This window comes from Enterococcus sp. DIV1375a, assembly GCF_051712205.1.
In the GTDB taxonomy this organism is placed as follows: Bacteria; Bacillota; Bacilli; order Lactobacillales; family Enterococcaceae; genus Enterococcus; species Enterococcus faecalis.
This window is the reverse complement of sequence record NZ_JBIOOM010000001.1, coordinates 1,292,183-1,313,547: the sequence shown is the minus strand read 5'-3', so window position 1 is coordinate 1,313,547 and position 21,365 is coordinate 1,292,183. Positions and strand designations below refer to the sequence as shown.

17 protein-coding genes are annotated in these 21,365 nt (G+C 36.1%); 6 read left to right on the top strand and 11 right to left on the bottom strand.

Annotated features, from left to right (window positions below; all coding sequences use genetic code 11):
* Nucleotides 1–11: 11 nt before the first annotated feature.
* The gene (locus tag IGJ63_RS06395; RefSeq protein ID WP_002390640.1) at nucleotides 12–1,472 is read right to left on the bottom strand and encodes a sucrose-6-phosphate hydrolase; all 1,461 of its coding nucleotides are present in this window, start codon (nucleotides 1,470–1,472) and stop codon (nucleotides 12–14) included.
* 242 nt (nucleotides 1,473–1,714) lie between these two features.
* On the opposite strand from IGJ63_RS06395, the gene IGJ63_RS06390 reads away from it, so the two are divergent.
* From IGJ63_RS06390 to IGJ63_RS06375, 4 genes are all read left to right on the top strand, one after another.
* Nucleotides 1,715–3,388, top strand: a complete 1,674-nt coding sequence (locus tag IGJ63_RS06390; protein ID WP_002404311.1) for a glycoside hydrolase family 13 protein — start codon at nucleotides 1,715–1,717, stop codon at nucleotides 3,386–3,388.
* A 16-nt stretch (nucleotides 3,389–3,404) separates the two neighbouring features.
* Nucleotides 3,405–5,333, top strand: a complete 1,929-nt coding sequence (locus tag IGJ63_RS06385) for a sucrose-specific PTS transporter subunit IIBC (RefSeq protein ID WP_002360285.1) — start codon at nucleotides 3,405–3,407, stop codon at nucleotides 5,331–5,333.
* A 272-nt stretch (nucleotides 5,334–5,605) separates the two neighbouring features.
* Nucleotides 5,606–6,487, top strand: coding sequence for a helix-turn-helix domain-containing protein (locus tag IGJ63_RS06380; RefSeq protein ID WP_002361841.1), 882 nt, complete (start codon nucleotides 5,606–5,608; stop codon nucleotides 6,485–6,487).
* 132 nt (nucleotides 6,488–6,619) lie between these two features.
* On the top strand, nucleotides 6,620–8,053 hold the full coding sequence (locus tag IGJ63_RS06375; RefSeq protein ID WP_002381905.1) for a cryptochrome/photolyase family protein: 1,434 nt from the start codon (nucleotides 6,620–6,622) through the stop codon (nucleotides 8,051–8,053).
* 214 nt (nucleotides 8,054–8,267) lie between these two features.
* Here the strand turns inward: IGJ63_RS06375 and IGJ63_RS06370 are convergent, their stop codons facing one another.
* From IGJ63_RS06370 to IGJ63_RS06350, 5 genes are all read right to left on the bottom strand, one after another.
* Nucleotides 8,268–9,704, bottom strand: coding sequence for a catalase (locus IGJ63_RS06370; RefSeq protein ID WP_010777647.1), 1,437 nt, complete (start codon nucleotides 9,702–9,704; stop codon nucleotides 8,268–8,270).
* Between the two features lie 301 nt (nucleotides 9,705–10,005).
* Nucleotides 10,006–11,016 (bottom strand): hypothetical protein, encoded by a 1,011-nt coding sequence (locus tag IGJ63_RS06365; RefSeq protein ID WP_142956411.1) that lies wholly within the window; start codon nucleotides 11,014–11,016, stop codon nucleotides 10,006–10,008.
* A gap of 138 nt (nucleotides 11,017–11,154) precedes the next feature.
* Complete coding sequence (locus IGJ63_RS06360) at nucleotides 11,155–11,580, bottom strand: 8-oxo-dGTP diphosphatase (RefSeq protein ID WP_002410186.1); 426 nt, start codon at nucleotides 11,578–11,580, stop codon at nucleotides 11,155–11,157.
* An 88-nt stretch (nucleotides 11,581–11,668) separates the two neighbouring features.
* On the bottom strand, nucleotides 11,669–13,447 hold the full coding sequence (locus IGJ63_RS06355) for an ABC transporter ATP-binding protein (RefSeq protein WP_002378276.1): 1,779 nt from the start codon (nucleotides 13,445–13,447) through the stop codon (nucleotides 11,669–11,671).
* Nucleotides 13,440–15,188, bottom strand: a complete 1,749-nt coding sequence (locus IGJ63_RS06350; RefSeq protein ID WP_438746110.1) for an ABC transporter ATP-binding protein — start codon at nucleotides 15,186–15,188, stop codon at nucleotides 13,440–13,442. The genes IGJ63_RS06355 and IGJ63_RS06350 overlap by 8 nt, the downstream gene beginning before the upstream one ends.
* A 136-nt stretch (nucleotides 15,189–15,324) precedes the next feature.
* Between IGJ63_RS06350 and IGJ63_RS06345 the strand changes: the two genes are divergently transcribed.
* Nucleotides 15,325–16,143, top strand: a complete 819-nt coding sequence (locus IGJ63_RS06345) for a helix-turn-helix transcriptional regulator (RefSeq protein WP_002357554.1) — start codon at nucleotides 15,325–15,327, stop codon at nucleotides 16,141–16,143.
* Nucleotides 16,144–16,197: 54 nt separating this feature from the next.
* Here IGJ63_RS06345 and IGJ63_RS06340 read toward each other — a convergent pair whose 3' ends face one another.
* On the bottom strand, nucleotides 16,198–16,725 hold the full coding sequence (locus IGJ63_RS06340) for a GNAT family N-acetyltransferase (protein WP_438746108.1): 528 nt from the start codon (nucleotides 16,723–16,725) through the stop codon (nucleotides 16,198–16,200).
* Nucleotides 16,726–16,744: 19 nt separating this feature from the next.
* Entirely contained in the window at nucleotides 16,745–17,197 is a 453-nt protein-coding gene (locus IGJ63_RS06335; RefSeq protein ID WP_438746626.1) for a GNAT family N-acetyltransferase, read from the bottom strand.
* Between the two features lie 224 nt (nucleotides 17,198–17,421).
* On the opposite strand from IGJ63_RS06335, the gene IGJ63_RS06330 reads away from it, so the two are divergent.
* Nucleotides 17,422–18,030, top strand: coding sequence for an NUDIX hydrolase N-terminal domain-containing protein (locus IGJ63_RS06330; RefSeq protein ID WP_002360295.1), 609 nt, complete (start codon nucleotides 17,422–17,424; stop codon nucleotides 18,028–18,030).
* Nucleotides 18,031–18,077: 47 nt separating this feature from the next.
* On the opposite strand, the gene IGJ63_RS06325 is transcribed toward IGJ63_RS06330, so the two are convergent.
* From IGJ63_RS06325 to cysK, 3 genes are all read right to left on the bottom strand, one after another.
* Nucleotides 18,078–19,418 carry an NADH oxidase gene (locus IGJ63_RS06325; RefSeq protein ID WP_002361833.1) on the bottom strand — a complete coding sequence of 447 codons (1,341 nt, stop codon included), beginning with the start codon at nucleotides 19,416–19,418 and terminating at the stop codon, nucleotides 18,078–18,080.
* Between the two features lie 297 nt (nucleotides 19,419–19,715).
* Complete coding sequence (locus tag IGJ63_RS06320) at nucleotides 19,716–20,159, bottom strand: Fur family transcriptional regulator (protein ID WP_002357560.1); 444 nt, start codon at nucleotides 20,157–20,159, stop codon at nucleotides 19,716–19,718.
* A gap of 138 nt (nucleotides 20,160–20,297) precedes the next feature.
* Entirely contained in the window at nucleotides 20,298–21,230 is a 933-nt protein-coding gene (gene cysK / locus IGJ63_RS06315) for a cysteine synthase A (RefSeq protein ID WP_002360296.1), read from the bottom strand.
* Nucleotides 21,231–21,365 lie beyond the last annotated feature (135 nt).

Below are 21,365 nucleotides of genomic sequence, written 5' to 3'. Positions count from 1 at the left end.
CACCATCATTCCTAATTATTCGTATTTTCCAGCTCATAAAAACAAGCTTTTGCCGTCTTGGATAGATGAAGATACCGTTGCGCTTTATCTGGAAAGAAGCGACCAGTCATCGTTTTTTCACCTTTATTTACATAGATTTCTGCAACAGAGCAATCAACAAAAATAGTTAACTGAACTGACTTATTTTTCCTAATTTTAGTTTCACGAATTGTGCCATACTTTTCAGCAAAAGATTGGCCAGCAAATGTTCGATCAAGGGTTATTTTACCATGAATCGTATCAATTGTAATTAAAAGTCCTTTTGAACCCGTTTCGTTCGCTAAAAGCCGAATAAAAGCAATCTCATTTTTGGGAATATCCACTTCTAATTCAAAAGAAGCAGTAGATAAGAAATGGCAGCCATTTGATAAAGTAGTAGCGGATTGACGAAGCATTTCTGTTTCAGAAACTGGATATTGAAATAGTTTCCCGTTGTGAATTGTGAGTTCTTTAACCAGACTTAAGCCATTTGCCCAACCCTCCACATCACTTGGGTAAGTGATTTCTGGCAACCCAATCCAACTGACCGCAAGTGCACGACCATCTGGCGCATTAAAGGCTTGAGTGGCGTAGACATCAAATCCTTCATCTAAATTTTCAAAAGGCCCAGCCTGAACTAAAGAAAGATTCTCCAAATCAAACGTTTCGGCCAATGTGTACATATTCGGATAGATATTCTGATAACTTTTTACAGATGGAGATAGACCTTGTGGGCAAAATAATAAGACAGGCTGGCCATCAATAAATACCAAATTGGGGCATTCAACCATGTAGCCTAATTCTTGGTCGGTGAACGTCAATTCGCCAAGTTGATGAAAATTGTGTACGTTTCGATCTTTAGAAAAATAGACCACAATTTTTCCTTGTCCATTTAAATCACTAGCACCAATTAATAAAACAAGTCCTTCTTGATAAGGAAATACCATCGGATCACGAAAATGGGAAGAATAATTGGGGTCAATAGGTAGGAATGGTGTTGATTCCTTTGTGATCGCACCTAAAGAATTCAGCCATGCAATATTTTGATATGCAAATCGTTGCCAAGCTTGATCACGAACATTTCCTGTATAAAATAAACATAGTTGGTTATCTATTGGTAAAGCTGAGCCTGAATAGACGCCATGAGAATCATATTCAGAGTCGGGATAAAGGGCAATTCCTTCATAATCCCAGTGAATTAAGTCGGAGGAAGTTAAGTGGGCCCAACTTTTTAGTCCGTGAACACTCCCGAAAGGAAACGCTTGATAAAATAAATGCCACTGGTTATTGAAATACGAAAAACCGTTGGGATCATTTAGTAGTCCTGTCTGTGGTTGAATATGATACTTAAAACGCCAACTAGATTGCGCGATAATAGAAGTTAGATTTTCGAGGTGAGCAGATGTCCAAGAAGAATAAGGCGCATAACGTAATTCATCCGTCCATTGGTTCATGATGCTTGACATAAGTAATGTCTCCTTTATTAGAAAATAGTAGTTAGTCTAATAGTATAAACAAATCAGAAAAAAGTCAAACGTATAACATATATAAATCTATTTAAATCAAAAGAATATTATAATTTACATTTATTTATGATAAACGTTTGACATATTACGCAAAAACGAGTATCATACAAAATGTAAAAACGGTTACAGAAAAAATTAACAGGACTAGTTTAAGAGTGAGGAGAACCAGAATGAACAGAAATTGGTGGCAAAAAGAAGTGGCCTATCAAATTTATCCACGTAGCTTTTCGGATAGTAATAATGACGGAATCGGTGATTTACAAGGCATTATTCAAAAACTGGATTACTTAGAAAATTTAGGAATTACGCTGATTTGGCTGAGTCCAATGTACCCGTCGCCAATGGCTGACAATGGATATGATATTTCAGACTATTATGGTATTTCTAGCGATTTTGGTACAATGGCAGACTTCGATGAACTCATTGAAGAAGCAAAAAAACGAAACATAAAAGTTATTTTAGATTTGGTGGTAAATCATACATCTGATGAACATGCTTGGTTTCAAGATGTTTTAAAAAATCCTCAAAGTCGTTTTCGAGACTTTTATATTATAAAAGAAGGACGAGAAGCACCTACAAATTGGCGGTCTAACTTCGGTGGTAGTGTTTGGGAAAAATTACCTGGGGAAGATGCCTACTACTTTCATGCCTTTCATAAAAAACAGCCGGATTTAAATTGGGAAAATCCTGAACTACGCAAAGAAATCTACCAAATGATTCGTTTTTGGTTAAACAAAGGAATTGCTGGTTTTCGTGTAGATGCGATTAATTTTATTAAGAAAGATTTGACTTGGACAAACTTACCTGCTGATGGGGCAGATCAATTAGCCAAAGTAACAAAAGCTAGTAGAAACATGCCAGGAATGAGTGACTTTCTGAACGAATTAAAAGAAAAAGCTTTTGCTGGCTTTGATATTGTCACAGTTGCCGAAGCGGCCGGCGTCAATTATCCAAATTTATCAGAATTTATTGGAGAAACAGGATATTTCGACATGATTTTTGACTTCAAATGGGCTGATTTGGATGTGAAATCAGGAAGCGAATGGTTTTATAGAATCGATTGGTCTTGGAATGATTTACGCACATTAATTTTCAAACAGCAAGAAGCCATGCAAGAGGCTGGTTGGAGTGCAAATTTTATTGAAAATCATGATCAACCTCGAGCGACAACGAAATATTTAAAAGAACAGGCTCAACAGCCAAATGCGGTTAAAACATTCGGCGCCATGTATTTCTTTTTAAGGGGCACGCCTTTTATTTACCAAGGACAAGAATTAGGAATGACCAATTTTGAAAGGGGTTCGATTGATGAATTCGATGATATTTCTAGCATTGATCAATACTATCGAGCAATAAAAGAAGGATTTACGCCCAAAGAAGCCTTGTCACTTGTCAATTTGCGTAGTCGAGACAATGCCCGCACGCCTTTTCCATGGAATGATTCTATGTATGGCGGTTTTTCAAGCGTCAAGCCTTGGTTAGGAATGGTGGATAATTATAAAGAAATCAATGCCGAAGCAGAAATAAAAAATAGTCAAAGTATTTTTCATTTCTATAAGCGGATGATTGCATTTCGTCAAAAGAGTCCCTATACAGACATCTTACTTTATGGAACATTTGAGGGTCTATCAAATCTTCCAGATAATGTTATTGCTTATAAACGCAAATTAAATGAAAAAACGATTTACGCCTTTTTTAATTTTGGTGAGGCGGTTCCAATCCCTCATTATTTAGTTAATGGCACAGTTATTTTTGATACACAGTCTGAAGAACGAGAGCAGTTAGTTCAGCAGGGAACATTATTAAAAAGCTATCAAGGACTATTGATTACTATAAATGAGTAGCTAGGAGGAGTATAACATGGCAGAAAATTATCAGCAGGCAGCCAAAGACATTATTCAATTAATCGGTATGGATAACATTATATCGGTCACCCATTGTCAAACGCGGTTACGTTTTATTTTGAAGGACCACGAACAAGTAGATGGTAAACAACTAGAAAAAATTGATTTAGTAAAAGGTGTCTTTTATAATGGCGGTCAATACCAAGTGATTTTAGGAACTGGTATTGTGACTAAAGTGTATGATGAAATAGAAAAACTTGGAATCAATGTTGTGTCAAAAGCAGAGCAAACAGCAATTTTAAAAAATAATGAAACGGGCATGCGCAAAACAATGCGCATTTTAAGTGAAATATTCATTCCAATTGTTCCAGTAATTGCAGCAACAGGATTGTTCCTAGGGTTAAAAGGTGTTATTTTTAACGATACTTTTTTACAATTATTCGGAGCAAGTGTAGCCAATATTCCTGAAAGCTTTCAACAAATTGTCTCTGTCATTACAGATACCGTCTTTGCCTTTTTGCCAGCTTTGATTGTTTGGTCTACCTTTAAAGCATTTAATGCGACACCTGTAATCGGGATTGTTATTGGTTTAATGATGGTATCACCCATTTTACCAAACGCTTATGCAGTTGCAACACCAGATTCTGGCGTGAAAGCTATTATGGCTTTTGGTTTTATCCCAGTTGTCGGTGCACAAGGATCCGTTTTAAGTGCAATTGCTGCTGGTATAATTGGCGCAAAGATTGAACTTTTTTTCCGAAAAAAGATGCCGAATATTCTCGATCAAATTTTTACACCTTTTATGACTATGTTAATTACTTTTTTAATCATGATTCTCGGAATTGGCCCAATTTTGCATACCGTTGAGTTAGGCATGGTAGATGTTGTCCAATGGTTGATTGGGTTGCCCTTAGGACTAGGTGGTTTCGTGATTGGTGCCTCATATCCTTTAATGGTTTTGATTGGTATTCATCATACACTAACTATGGTAGAAACATCATTATTAGCAAATACAGGATTTAATGCATTGATTACAATATGTGCCATGTATGGGTTTGCCAACGTTGGCAGTTGTTTAGCCTTTGCGAAAAAAGCGCAAGATAGCAAAGTGAAGTCGACAGCCATTGGTTCTATGTTGTCTCAATTATTTGGAGTTAGTGAGCCTGTGTTATTTGGATTACTTATTCGTTGGAACTTAAAACCGCTGCTATGTGTCTTGTTTACATCAGGTTTAGGCGGAGCAATTTTAGCTATTTTTCATATTCAATCAAATTCTTATGGATTAGCCGTTATTCCTTCTTTCTTAATGTATATCTATAGTGCACATCAATTAGTGATCTATTTATTAGTCGCACTTTTATCTGTCGGTGTATGTTATGCATTAACCAGTCTATTTGCAATTCCGCAAGAGGTTTTGATTTCAGATAAAGTAATCGAAGAGGAAGAACGCGAAGTCTTTGAAATGCAACACAATACCTTAGATGAACAACTTTTTTCTCCGGTAACTGGTTACGCCATGAATCTTACTGCTGTTAATGACCCGGTATTTTCAAGCGAGATGATGGGCAAAGGTTTAGCAATCATGCCAACAGCGAACAAGGTTTACGCGCCTGCAGATGGTTTATTAAACTTGGTTGCAGAAACTGGACACGCTTATGGTATCCAAACGGACGCAGGAGCTGAAGTATTAATTCATATAGGAATTGATACTGTCACATTGGGGCAGGAGGTCTTTCAGACACAAGTAACCCAAGGTCACCGTGTTAAAAAAGGAGATCTTTTAGGAACGTTCGATCGAAAAGCCATTAAAGAAGCTGGGCTTGACTCAACTGTCATGGTTATCATTACAAATACTTCAAGTTATTTAAGCGTAGAGCCAATGATGTCAGATCATAATGAAATTACGCCGGAACAAATCATTTTAAATCTAAATACACCTAACTAAACAAAAGAACAGCAAGAAGTAGTTATCACTTCTTGCTGTTCTTTTTCTTAAGAAAAAACCAATGATTTTCGGTTGTATTTGTCTATCCGTTTGTAGTATGATTGAGTCAGTTTTAAAGGAAACATGCCAAGTATGGAAGACCATACTTGACACGCATTGACTAATTAAACATGGGGAACGTTGCCATAAGTTGATGTTCCAGTCAATAATGCAAGTAAATCAAACATAGCATGTACCTCCTTTAATTGATAATCAAAGTATAACATTTTTTAATGAATTTACATAATAATACAAGTGGAGGTCTGTTCGTGAAGGTAGCAGGAGACAAAATAAAACAAGCGAGAAAACTTAAAAAAATCACACAATCAGAGCTGGCTAACGGCATCTGTACGCAAGCAACAATTAGTAATATTGAAAACCGTAATCTATGTGACAGTTTAGATATTTTCTCATCTATTTGCCTCCGATTAGATTTAGAAGTAGAAGAATGCATGATGATTTCTGAAGAAAAGAAAATTGAAAATCTACTAAACAAAGTCGAGGATTTATCTTTACGGTTATTTCACTTAGAGGCCTACAAATTATTACAAGAAGTGCCTGAAGGTCTTATCTTATCTAATAATGAACTAACGACTAAATTGTTATATTATAAGGGAATTACTTGTTTATTAGGAAAAAAAGATAAAGCAGAGGCCTTGTTTTACCTATATCGGGGCGCGGAAATTGACCGTAAAGTCAATATTTACAACATTTTAAGCCTGAATGCGCTAGGTACGCTATATGAACTGGAAAAAGATATGAGAAAAGCGCAAGTGTATTACGAAAAATCATTACAAGAATTGGAACAATTTAAATTAGAATGTTCCTTGGAGCGTTGTAGAATTTATTATAATTCTGCTAAATTCTACTCGGAAATGAAAGACTACCAAAAAAGTGTCACTTTAAGCGAAAAAGGGATTCAGATTTGTCGTGACAAACACTCCATTTATTTGCTAGATTATCTTTTATATGAAAAAGCCTTTAATAAACAAATGCTCGGGGAAGACACAGCCGATGACTATCGTCAAGCCTATTATTTTACACAATTTTTTGGTAATACAGAAGTCCTACAATATATTGAGAAAGATATGAAAGCTTTTAATATTTCCTATTAATTTAATCAAAAAGCCGATAAAAGCTGAAAATCCAGTTTTTATCGGCTTTTTGAAAAGTCTAGGCAAGTTGCTTTTAAAAATCAGCAGTCACGGTTACGATAAGCAAGACGAAGTATTTAGGAGGATTTAAAAATGAAAAGAGTGATGTGGTTTAGACGTGATTTACGATTACAGGATAATAAAGCATTAGCACACGCGTTACAAAATTCTGCAGCTGATGAATTGATTTTATTATTCCAAATGAATCCTCAACAATTTATTCAAGAAAGTGCTAATCATAACGCTTTTTTTGCAAGTTTAGCCTCGTTCAAAGAACGAATCGATCAAGAGGCACATTTACAAATCATGGTCGGCGAACCATTAGATTTATTTTCACGTTTGAAACGCAAATTACCCGATTGGCAGGCCATTTATTTTAATGAAGATACTTGTGGCTTTGGGGCAAAGCGGGACCAGCAAGCTATGCGCTTTTTTGAAGAAAATAATATTCAGTCTTTCTCTTTTCAAGATGCCTATTTGCATGGCTCTGAAGAAATTAAGAAGAACGATGGCAGCAAGTACCAAGTGTTTACGCCCTATTACAATAAATGGAAAGAGGCGCCTAAAGAAACACCGATTCCTGTTTCCTATACAGCTGAAAAAATTTTTAGTGCGTGTCTTTTTCCAGAAGAGGAAGCAGCTTATCGTGAACAGATTGCGAGGATTCCTTTAACACACTATAGTGTCGGCGAAGAAACAGCCAGAAGGCGCTTAAATACTTTTATTGATCAAAAACTTCAATCCTATGAAAATAAGCGTGATTTTCCTTATCAGGATCAAACGAGTCATCTGTCTACTTTTTTAAGAACGGGAGAACTTTCGATTCGCACCATTTGGCAAGAGCTTGCATCTGTGCCTTCTAGCTTAAGTAAAGAAACCTTCAAAAAAGAATTAGCTTGGCGCGACTTTTACAATATGATCTATAGTGCGTTTCCACAACAAAAAGAGGAAGCTATTCAAGAAAAATTTCGTTATATTCAATGGACAAATGACCCAGAAATGTTTGTCAAGTGGCAAAAAGGGGAGACGGGGTACCCTATAATTGATGCCGCAATGCGACAACTGAATCAAACTGGTTGGATGCACAATCGCTTAAGAATGATTACTGCCTCTTTTTTAGTTAAAAATTTACACATCGATTGGCGTTGGGGTGAAAAATACTTTCAAAAAATGTTGATTGATTATGATGCCGCCAATAATATCGGTGGCTGGCAATGGGCTGCTTCAACGGGAACGGACGCTGTCCCGTATTTTCGGATTTTTAATCCAATTATCCAGTCAAAAAAATTTGATAATGACGGCCAGTTCATCAAAAAATATGTTCCAGAACTTAAGCAAGTGCCACAAAAGTATATTCATCAACCAAATATAATGAACGAAGCTTTACAAACGCAATATCATGTACATTTAGGAGAAAATTATCCAAAACCCATTGTCGATTATGCATCAAGTAAAAAACAAACATTGTTTCTATATGAAGCGAGCAAAGAAATTCATCAAGAAATGAACAATCCAAGGTTTAAATAAACAGTAAACCCAACTAGCTTAGCAAATAACTTGTAAGGTTAGTTGGGTAATTAATTAGTCGAAAGAGAGGTGCAATTTATCAGCTAAAGTTTTTTATTCTATTCTAGTTAACATAATATACATTATACAAAGTAGAGTAAAAAGCATTGAAAAGCAAACAAAACCAGTCTTTAAGTTTATCTAGACTGGTTTTTTGTCACGTACGTTATATAAATTATGCTTGTTGCTTGATGGCTTGTGCGACACGTGCTCCATATTCTGGATTTACTCTAGTGAACAAATCAATTTGACGCGCGATGATTTCTTGATTTTTCACTTGACCTAAAGATGCCGCTATATTGTTAATTAAGTTTTCTTTTTCTTCGCTTGGCAGCAAATTATACAAAGCGTTTGCTTGTGTAAAGTGATCTTGATCATAGCTATAATTACCAACATTTCCTTCAACTTCAAAGGAACTAATTTTCGCCTTAGGATCTTCTTTTGGTGTTTCAGTATAACTATTTGGTTCGTAATTAATTTCGCTATTGCCATTGTCAAAACGCATATTGCCGTCTTTTTGGTAGTTATTTACAGGCGCTTTTGCTTGGTTGATTGGCAATTGGTGACTATTAGCGCCCACGCGATGACGATGTGCGTCCCCATAAGCGAACAAACGTCCTTGCAATAATTTATCTGGAGAAGCTTCAATACCAGGAACGAAATTCCCTGGTGAAAAGGTTACTTGTTCAACCTCTGCAAAATAATTCTCTGGATTTCTATTTAAAGTCATCGTGCCAACTTCAATCAGCGGATACTCTTTTTGAGAAACCGTTTTTGTTACATCAAAAAGTGTTTCTTTCATTGTTAACGCATCTGCATACGGGATAATTTGCACAGATAATGTCCAAGAAGGAAATTCTTGATTTTCAATCGCATTATGCAAATCTTCAATATGGAAATCTGGATTTTTCCCAGCAATTTCTTCTGCTAATTGACTCTCTAGATTTTTGATTCCTTGATTCGTCTTGAAGTGATATTTAACAAAAAATACTTCTCCAGCAGCATTGACCCATTTGAATGTATGGCTACCAAAACCATGCATATGACGGAACGATAGCGGAATGCCACGATCACTCATTAAAATTGTTACTTGATGAAGGCTTTCCGGTGAATGAGACCAAAAATCCCAAACAGCTTCTGGACTTTTCAAATGCGTCCGTGGATTTCTTTTTTGGCTATGAATAAAATCTGGAAACTTAATTGCATCACGAATGAAAAAAATGGGCGTATTATTGCCAACTAAGTCGTAATTTCCTTCGTCTGTATAGAATTTAAGCGCAAAACCGCGAGGATCACGCAATGTATCTGATGAACCTAACTCTCCAGCTACAGTTGAAAAACGAGCGAATAAAGGTGTTTCTTTGCCAACTTCAGATAAAAAATCGGCTTTAGTATATTGTGCCATTGATTGGCTCACCTTGAAAATCCCATGAGCACCAGCACCTTTGGCATGAACAACCCGTTCTGGTACGCGCTCACGATTAAAATGAGCTAATTTTTCTAATAAATGAACGTCTTGGATTAGGACAGGACCAAATTCTCCTGCAGTTAGCGAATTTTGATTATCGCCAACTGGACTTCCTTGTGACGTAGTTAAATGTTGATTTTTCACCTAAAACACTCCTTCATCTAAAATTATACTCATTGTATAAAAAAACCACTCTGCATAACAAAAATAATGCTTAAAAACACTCGAAAACATTTGTTATTTAATAGAATGATTAAAAATAGCAGTAGAATTTAAATCAAAAACAAATGTATTAACTTTAAACTGTTTACACCACCAAAAATAACAACCAATAATTCAAAGAAAACTAAAATGCTGTTTTTTTATTCAAAAAAGACCTAGCATCCCAATCATGCTAGGTCTTTCGTTACTTTTTTGAGCGACCGTTTTTATTGGTCATTCAGCGTTATTGATTGATCGCAACAGTCGTGTCTTCAGTCGATAGACCTGTCATAGAGGTGCTATCGGAAAATATTTTTTCAACTTCTTGTTCTGATAAAATATTTTCTTTCTTAGGCATTGAAATCGTCGCTTTTTTGGCTTTTTGTGTAATGCTAATTTTACTAGATAATGATTCAAGTCCCATGTCAACGTTCTTGTCTTGCTGCGGTTTCACATTAATCAACATATTTGTTTTATTTTCTTTTGTATTAACAGAAACTTTGGCAGAAACATCTTTGACTTTTTCGAAAGGATCTTGTTCTTTACCTTTTTCAGATGTTTCTGTCGTAATTTTGATTAACTTTTGTAATTCTTTTTTTGTAAACGTATGGGTAATGGTGTCCCCTTTTTTCTCGAACGTATCCTTGTCTAATCCTTCTAAAAACTCTTTGTATTCCTTAGCAGACTGTTTTCGTTCTTTTTCCGATTCTTGATACTCTTTGATTGTATCTTGCCATTCTTTCGTACTTTCCTCGTTCATGGCTAAAAGATCAATGTATTTTCCTTTTAGTTTTTCTGTATCTAACTGAGAACTGTCAATAGCACCGTCAGTCATTGAGTCTGCGACAGCGACAATATATTCCATCATATCTGTTGCTAAATAGAGTTTTGGCTCTTTGCCCTCGTTATCTAATGATCCAATCAATGAAATCGGTACATCCATGCCCATCGCTTTTAATTTCATCTCTAAGTTGAATGCTTTTTCTTTTTTGGCATCTACTTGAATCTTCCCAGAAAGCGATGCGTCTTTGATTTGCGTGATGAGCATCCCAATCATAGGATTCGTTTGTGCACTATCTTCTTGTGAAAATTTCATGTCACTAATTGACATAGAGAAATCCCAAACCCCAGATTCTTGTGCGTTTTGATTGCCAATCCCTTGAATGAACTCATCTTTCGCACTTTTGCCACAGCCTGTCAGCAACAAAGCTGAACAGAAAACGCCTGCAATAATCCCCACTTTTCTTTTTAACACACTTTTTCCCCCTCATTATATAAAAATTAATTCCCTTTTATTAAGAATAGCAAACATTGCTTATAAATAGCAATGTTTAATTTTAGATTTCCTCTCTTTTAATAAGTGGGATTGATTTAATCTTTTAGGTTTGAATCATTAAGCTGTATTATTTTTAAAATAAAATTGCTTTTCGCCAAAAAATACTGGGAAAAGTTCTGCTAAACTGCCAGCTAAAGGACCTTCTCGCAATTCTTTTTCAGTGACCCAAAACAAGGGTTGTTCCGTTTCTTCTGGTAGTTCAGCCGCTGTTTCTGCAATGAATAATGTGGCTAATTCCCGCGCACCCGAACAATCATTCAGCCATTCTGCAACACCTACTAATTGTGGCTTTAGCACTAAGCCTGTTTCTTCAAGGAGTTCGCGAACCATGGCTGTTTCCATGCCCTCGTTTTTTTCAACATGCCCGCCAGGGAACGTCCAACCAGGCCAATCCTTTTTTTGTCGTTCTTGCACAAGGATTTCATTTTTCTGATTTCTAATCATACATAATGTTGTTAATTCCACTTCAAAATTCCGATTCATTTGGCACCTCATCATTTTTTCCTTTGTTAAGGTTACGATACAGAAAAACAGAGAAAGATTCAACTAAGAATTTTCTCTGTTTTATCATCTAACTCTTTAATAAGTCGTATTGCGATTGATATAAATGATGATATAACGCATGTTTTGCCATTAGTTGATCATGAGATCCTTCTTCCACAATACGACCACCATCAATATAGAAAATTTTATCGCTATTTTTGATGGTAGAAAGTCGATGAGCAATAATAAACGATGTCCGTCCTTTTAGAAGTTGTTGTAGTCCTTCTTGTAACAATTCTTCTGTTTTTGTATCAATACTGGAGGTAGCTTCGTCTAAAATTAAAATTTTGGGATCTGCCAGTAAAGCACGAGCAAATGAAATTAATTGGCGTTGTCCTGCCGAGAGAGTACTCCCCCGCTCTTCCACAACTGTTTCATAGCCATCTTTTAAATCCTTGATAAAGTCGTGCGCACGAACAATTTTTGCGGCTTGGATGACTTCTTCCTCTGTGGCTGCTAAATTTCCGTACCGAATGTTTTCAATAATCGTTCCTGAAAAAATAAACGTATCTTGAAGCATTACCCCCATTTGTTTCCTTAACGAACGGAGTGTCACATCGCGAACATCATAACCATCAATTTTAACGGCCCCTTCATTCACATCATAAAAACGACTTAACAAATTGATGATTGTTGTTTTACCCGCACCTGTTGGCCCAACCAAGGCGATTGTTTGTCCTGGCTCAATATGAAAACTAACATCGGTCAAAATATTTTTTCCTTCTTCATAACGGAAATAAACATGCTGAAAGTCGACGGTTCCTTTAATTGGCGGCAACGCAATAGCGTGCGGCGCATCTTGAATTTCTGGAACAACATCCATCGTTTCAAAAATCCTTTCCAAATAGGCAGTTGCAGTAATCAGAGAATTGTAGAAGTTACCAATATTGATGACTGGATTCCAAAAGTTATTGATATAACCGATAAAAGCAATTAGCGTCCCAGTAGTAACGGACACACCTAATTGACGGATTCCTACGAAATAGATAAAACAAGTCGTAATGACGGATATATTTTGCACTGCTGGCCATAATAAATACTGGACACGCACAGCTTTCATAAAGGATTGACGATATTCTTCGCTTACCTCGTTAAAAATCTGGAAATTTTCATCTTCTCGTGCAAAAGATTGTGTAATTTTAATTCCTGAAATACTTTCATGAATATAGGCATTTAAGTTTGATTGTTTATTGCTAAGCTCTTGGTAAGCTTTCCGTTGTTTCCCTTGGATAAATAGAACCATCACGAACAACACAGGCAATAGCAGCAAACTGTATAAGGTTAATTTCACATCAATAAATAACATGAAGATTAAGGTGATAATCACATTAAATAAATCAGAAATTAAATTGATCAATCCGTTACTTAATAAATCACTTAACGTATTGATGTAATTGACCACCCGAATTAAGATTTTTCCATGCGGCCGACTGTCAAAGTAAGAAAATGGTAATTTTTGTAGATGCTCAAAAATTGAAAAACGCATATCTTTTAAAATATCTTGTCCAATTTCTGTGATGGCATATATCCGATAACGCATACACCAACCAATAATCACCAAGGAAAATAGGAAAATAGCCCCTAGTATCAAGAGTAACGAGAGATTCTTTTGTGGAATTACTTGGTCAATCGCAATTTTAGTAAAGTAAGGGCCTAACATACTTGCCAGATTAGCTAATATGATGACAAATAATGTTTTAAAAACAGCTTTTTTGTAAGGCTTAATATAGGCGCCTAATCGTTTATAGTGGGACCAATTAAATTCTTTTTCTAAAGTCTCATCTACATCAAACGTATTTCTAGCCACGCGACTCACCTTCCTTTGTCAGACCTAATTGTTTTTGATATACGTCAAAATATTTGCCTTTTTGTTCGACTAATTCGCTATGCGTACCGCTTTCCACCACACGGCCTTTTTCCATCATCAAAATTAAATTGGCCTCTCTCACAGAAGAAATTCGGTGGGCAATAATAAATGTCGTTTTCTTTTCCGTCAAACGACCTAGTTCTTTTTGAATTTTTGATTCTGTTTCCATATCAACAGCGGAAGTTGTGTCATCTAAAATTAAAATAGCTGGATCTTTGGTTAAGGCACGGGCCAGTGAAATCCGCTGTTTTTGGCCACCAGATAGGCCAACGCCGCGTTCACCAACAATTGTTGCATAACCTTCGGGCATTCTGGAAATAAAGCTATGAGCATCAGCAATTTCAGCCATCATTTGCACTTGTTCCAAGTTAGCCAATGTGTTACCAAAAGCAATGTTATCTTCTATTGTATTGGAAAAAAGAAAGACATCTTGCATAACCATGGAGATATTTTCTCGCAATTTACGAACAGAATAGCTTTTAGCATCTTTTCCATCAATATAAACAGTGCCTTTTGTTGGATCATAGAACCGAGCGATTAAGTTAACTAAAGTGGTTTTGCCTGAACCAGTTTCCCCTAAAATACCAATTGTTTCACCAGGTTTTGCTGAAAATGAAACATCCGATAAAATGGGGGTTTCTGGATCATCTGAAAAATGAAAGGACACGTGATCAAACGTCACATAACCTTGGATTGGTTCTGCTTCTTTTTCCCGAGCAATGGGAATCTTCGGTTTCGTTGCTAATAACTGACGAATTTTAATGGACGATGCCGTAAAGCGTTGCACATCATTGATCAACCAGCCACTCATTCGCATCGGCATGTTCAACATCCAGAGAAAACCGTTAAAGGCCACTAAATCACCAATTGTCATCCGACCTTGAATTACAAAGAGGCCACCAAGAACTAAGGCAATAACATTTAAACTACCTGCAAAACCGTCTAACCACGGTAAATATTTTTTTGAGACATCTGCAGAAGCCATATTCCATTTTTTATAGTCTTCATTGTGCTTGTTAAACTTTTCAATTTCATAAGGTTCTTGAGAAAAAGCTTTAATCACCCGATTTCCACCAATATTTTCTTCGACCATCGAATTTAGCCGAGAAAAACTTTCCCGGATCTCAAAAAATACCGGATGCGATTCCTTCGACATTTTTTGTGTTAACAGAAAAATCAAAGGTGTAATTAAAATTAATGCTAGCATCAATTGCCAATTGATCGTCCCCATCACAATCACGGCTGCGATGAACCATAAAATACATTCTAAGAGGTTATAAGTGACCCAAGAAACAAAATGGCGGATAGCGTCTGTATCCCCTGTCATTCGCGCCATAATGTCGCCAACACGTGTATGATTAAAGAAATCAAAATCTAATTCTTGAAGTTTGACATACATATCTTTTCTTAAGTCAAATAACGCAGATTGTCCAACCGATTCAAACAAGACTTGATAACTATAACGAACAACTGTCCGAATAACGGTCACTCCAATCATAATCCCAAGAATTGGGACAAGCTCTTCAGTTTTCCCCTGATTGATTACTTGGTCTACAATTCTGCCAGATAACAATGGAATAATAACAATTAAAATAGCGTTAATAACGACAAAAATAACAGCTAGCAGTAACTTATTCTTATTTTTTTTAGCATATTGCCAAATCCATTCAAAACTATTCATTTTCTCCCCTACTCTCTCTTGTTTTTATGGACGTGTATAAGATTACTGTTTTTTTATAGGAAAAGAAATGGGCATTCTTGTATATTTTGATGTACAATATAGTATAGAAAGCGGATACAAGTAGGAGTGATTTTTTATGAACTACACAAATAGTCGAACGTTTAATCCTGAAATTTTATATGCCTTTGATCCTTGGAACGAAGAGACCCACCCTTATAATTGTCATCATCATGAATTTCTGGAAATATCTATTCTTTTAGAAGGTGAATCTGAATATATTGTTCAAGGGCAACAGTACCATGCCACTGCTGGTACGGTGTTTCTTTTTAATCCGCGAACGGAACATGGTGAGCAACAAAAAGCAGGAACTTACTCACATCAACTACACATTGGCATTTCAAATCTCTATTTAGAAGGCTTAGCGCGAAACGTATTTCCAAATAAATCAGCTTTATTAGATTTAAGTCATTTACATGGTGCTTTTTTAGAAAAAGCTTGGCAAATTGTTCATGAATTAAACCATCAAGAAGTTGAATCAGCGTTACAAATTAAAGCTTTAGTTATTGAACTATTGGTTTATATTTTAAGAAGCTTAGCAGTTGATCAAGAAAATAAAATTGAAACTCGGCTATCGAAAACGGAAAAAAGAAAACGAAATTTAGTCAATCATACGATTTATTATCTGGAAACGCACCATGACGAAGAAATTACTTTGGAACAGTTAGCTGAAATGTTATATGTGACCCCGACTTATTTGTCGAAAACCTTTAAAGCGGCCACAGGCGTTGGGCCAATCAATTATTTAATTCAAATCCGCTTAAACCATGCGAAAGAATTGCTGAAAAATGATTCCTTAAGTGTCAAAGAAGTGGCAAAAACGGTTGGTTACGAAGATGCCTATCATTTTAGTAAATTATTCAAAAAATATTATGGAAAATCCCCTTCACAATTTTAAGATAAAAAAACAAGGAATCGTCGGCTTCATTGCGTCCGTTTCCTTGTTTTTGCTTTACGTTGACTCTTTTAACTGTTTCGTCATTGTATAATCGGTATGGCGTTCATTTCCCATATAAAAATCATGTTCATCTGTTTTGACGAAGCCCAATGATTGATAAAATTTTTGCGCTGGATGATTATGTTCCCAAACACCTAACCAAACCGTCTCTTTTTCTGCTTCTTCCACTAATTCAATTGCTTTCGTAATCAAATGTTTGCCTAAGCCTAAACGCTTAAAAGATTTACGAATATAAATGCGCTCAACTTGTAACGCTTGTGGATGTTGATAGGTAATCTGAGCATCACCGTGATTTAATTTCACATAACCTGCAAGTTCATTATTATAAAAAGCAAAGAAATATTGCGAATCTTTATGTAAGATTTCGCTTTCTAAAACTGCTGGACTAAATTTCCTCTCATAATGTGCCTGTAAATCCTCTTCGTTTTCGCCATCTCCATAAGTATCTGCAAAAGTCTCTTGGCAAATGGCCTCTAATTCTGGTACGTCTGCGACGGTACACTCTCTAATAAATACTGACATACTAAAACTCCTTTGTAGATTAAATCAAGTGTTTAATTAAAATTAAACAAGGATTCCAAGCGTCCCATAATGTCGTAAAAACCTCAAGGCGCTTAAAACCCAATGATTCGTAAAAACGAATAGTATGATCGTACACGGAATAATTTCCTTCGTCAACTGTTTTGACTTGAATAAAAAAATAGTTATTTTTAGAATACGTTTCCACGCTTTCTATCAATAACTTGCCGATACCTTTGCGATGATACCGCTTTTTAACTGCCATACAATGGATTTCTACTGTATCTTTACTTGTTTCTGAAAGTGTTATAAAACCGAGTATTTTATTCTCTACATCCTTTGCCACCCACATAGGTAAAGTGCTAGCTATATCGATATACTTGCGGGTCTCTTTTTCAAGGCCAAACCATTCTGGAAGATTAAACAATACCTCTTGTGCTATCTGAGTCTTTTTATCTGCATTTTTTTCCCTCATAATTGTGAATTCTTTCAAATTACAACCTCCTTTTTGTTTACATAATAAAATTATTGTATACCCAATCTTTTTTATTAAATAATAGCATAGGTAGTTTAAAAATGTAAGTTAGTCATTTATTCTTTATTATTTCCTTAAAACGACGCCTTTTCTCGCTAAATCTGCCCTTCCTTTATTTTTTTCTGTTAAACTAAACGTATTAAGTCTATGAGGAGCGTGCGTATATGGATTATCTGAACACCTATAAGCGGTTGCTAGCATTGGCAGATGCAGGTCTTTTTTACGGGAAAGATGCTTTTGATCAAGAACGTTACCAAGAACTACGGGAACTTACGTTACAACTTATTAGCGCAACCGGACACGAAGCGACTGTCTTGCCCGACTTAGAAAAAATCTTAACTAAAGAAGAAGGTTATCCAACACCGAAAGTAGATGTTCGCGGTTTGATAAAAAAAGAGAATCGTTTTTTATTAGTTGAAGATTTACGGACCAAAGAATGGTCATTACCTGGTGGCTATGCCGAAATTGGCTGCTCTCCTAAAGAAAATATTGAAAAAGAAGTATTGGAAGAAACTGGCTTAGTTGTTACAGCAAAAGAATTGCTTGCTGTTTATGATACAGATAAACGAAAAGACATTCCTCAACTATTTCAGTACTATAAAATGATCTTTTCTTGTGAGATTTTAGAAAATCATCCCTTTGAAAAAAACATTGAAACCTCGAATTGTGCTTATTTTTCTTTAGATAATCTCCCCCCTCTTTCTATCAAACGAACAACGAAAGAGCAATTAATGGCATTAATGAACCAAACAACTGGAGCGCTTAGTGACTAACAAAAAGGATGAAGAACTTCTGTTCTTCATCCTTTTTCTATTATTAATTACATATTTTCTAAAGCGGCTTGGGCTAATAAGTTTAAGTAGTTCCAAGGGCGATCAAAATGTGGTTGGAAGAAGAAATCAGAAATCGCTAAATCTTCGACAGTCATTTTATTTTGGACCGCTAATGATAAAGTATTGGCAGATTGTGTGATATCATATTTAGACATCAATTGACCACCAACAATGCGTTGTGTTCCTTTTTCATAGACTAATTCCATCAGAACTTTTTCAGTTGTTGGCATAAACTCTGGACGATAGTTATCTTCGAAAACAGTTGCTTCGACATCTAGTCCGTTTAATTTGGCACTTTCTTTTGTTACACCTGTTGAACCAATTTTCCAACCGAATAAATATAAACCAGAAGTTCCCTGTGTGCCACGATAAGCCAATTTTTGTTCAGTTAAATTACGACCTACTAGCATACCTTGACGAACAGCATTCGTTGCTAATGGGATATAATTTTTTGTTTGACTTGGGTTGTAGTGAACAACTGCACTATCACCCGCAGCAAAAATATCAGGATTGCTTGTTTGCATATACTCATTGACTTCAATTGCACCGTTTGGTAACATGTCAACTTTATCTTTTAATAATTCTGTATTTGGACGGAAACCAACACACATAATCACCATATCTGCTTCGAATTCTTGACTTGGTGTAATAACTTTTGCCACTTTTCCTTGCTCATCTGCTACGAATTGTTGGACATTTTCACCTAAAGCTAAATTAACGCCACGATCAACTAATTCTTTTTCTAGAACATCTGTGAATGGCTTATCTAAATATTTATTTAAAATGCGGTCTAACCCGTCAACTAAAGTAACTTGTTTACCTGATTCTACAAAAGCTTCTACTAATTCAATACCAATATAACCGCCACCAACGACAACGACACGTTTGGCATCTTTCGCTTTTTCGATGATCACGTTGGCTTGTGAATAGTTTTTACATAATAAAATATTTTCAGCATCAATTCCTGGAATTGGTGGAATAATTGGCCAAGAACCAGTTGTCATCACTAATTTATCATAAGAAACGGTCTCAGTTGCACCCGTTTGTAAGTTTTTCGCTGTAACAGTTTTGTCGTCCACGTTGATTTCTTCAACATTGTGTTCCATCTTCACTGTTGCTCCTAAAGAAGCCAGTTCTTCTGGGTTTGAATAAAATAAATCAGCAGCATTTTTAACTACGCCTCCAACGTACAAGGCAATTCCGCAAGATAGGAAGGAAATATTGTCATTTCTTTCATATACAGTGACTTCCGCCTCCGGGTGATTTGCTAAAATACTTTTAACTGCTGAAGTTCCAGCATGGGTACATCCTACGACTACGACTTTCATGTTGTAAATCCCTTCTTTCACAATCTTTGTTTTGCAGAGGTGACGTCTCCCTCTGTCTGTTTAAAATATATCAGAGGAATCAAGCTTATTCGAGTTCTATGCTTGTGAATCGCATATAAAAAAATTCACAAACTGTTGCTAATTCTTAATAATAGCTAGTTAATTTTTTGTTTTTAAGAATTTAAAAGTCAATAACCACACAAAAAAACAAGCATAAGAGTGAAAACTCTTACGCTTGTGAAATTTGCCTAGACAAGTGACTTATCTTTTGATAAATTTTTAACAGTATGTAATTTTTTACACATTCTCCTGTTGTGCTTGTTGGCAATCTGGACATAATCCATATAATTCTAAACGATGTTCATTAATTTCGAAGCCTGTTAATTTACTAGCGGCCATTTCAACGTCCTCTAACCCTGGATAATGAAAATCAACGATTTTACCACATTTTTGACAAATCACGTGATAATGTTTCTTCGAACTAAAATCAAAACGACTAGATGCATCGCCATAACTCATTTCTTGAACGAAACCGATTTCAGTAAATAAACGTAGATTGTTGTAAACCGTTGCTACACTCATATTTGGAAAATGATCTTCTAGTGCGCGATAAATTTCATCAGCTGTTGGGTGTGTATGATTTTCGATTAAATATTCCAAGATAGCATAACGTTGCGGAGTAATTCGGATATTGGCTTCTTTTAATTCAGCAAGTGCATTTTTAACCAATACGTTGTCCATCTTTGTATCCCTCCCCTGTCTATCTTTCTTAAATAATACTATTTCTTATTACGATTGACAAGAATTATTGTAGGATTCTCGTGGAAAAAACGAGCATTTTACTAAACTAAGAGAAATGCTCGTTTTTTGGCGTGTTTTTTATTCTGGAAATTCGTAAAGAGCTGTCGAAAGATAACGTTCGCCGTTATCCGGAACCAGCGCTAAGACACGTTTGCCTGCGCCTAATTCAACTGCCAAATCAATGGCAGCTTTAATTGCTGCCCCTGCTGAGATCCCCACAAGGATGCCTTCTTTTGGCCCCATTAAACGAGCAGTTTCTAATGCGTCTTCACTAGAAACAGCGGCAACTTTTTGATAAACGGTGGTGTCTAAAACTTCTGGGACAAAACCAGCGCCTATTCCTTGGATTTTATGTGGACCTGGTTCGCCACCTTCTAAAACAGGCGACTCCGTTGGTTCTACTGCAACAATTTCAATATCTGGAAAAATCCGTTTCAATTCATGGCCAACTCCTGTAACGGTTCCTCCAGTGCCAACACCAGAAACAAACGCATCTAAGCCACGTTTACCAAAGACATCAACAATTTCTTTTCCTGTTTTTTGTTCATGTACCATTGGATTAGCTGGATTATTAAATTGCAAAGGCATGAAGTACCCGTGTTCTTCTGCTAATGCTGTAGCTTTTGCAATTGCCCCTTTCATTCCTTCGGCACCAGGGGTTAATAATAGATCAGCCCCATATGCTTGCATTAATTTGCGGCGTTCAATACTCATAGTATCTGGCATCACAATCTTAACTGGATATTCCAACGCAGCACCTACCATTGCTAACCCAATGCCTGTATTACCACTAGTCGGCTCAATAATCGTTTGTCCAGGTTTTAGGCGACCATCTGCTTCGGCTTGTTGGATCATGCTTAAAGCAATTCGATCTTTCACACTGCCACCAGGATTAAAGAACTCTAGTTTAACAAAAACATCTGCAGCTCCTTCTGGTACCATCCGTTTTAATTTCACAACTGGGCTTTGACCAATTAACTCTGTTACTGATTTTACATAACCTTTAGTCATAATCCTACATCCTCCAATTTTACAAACAATATAATAATTCTTTCTCTAAGCATAGCTCAAAAAAACGATTTCTACCAGAAAAACGAATTTTAGTTTGTGAAAAATTAAATAAAAAAACGGATTATACTCATCCAA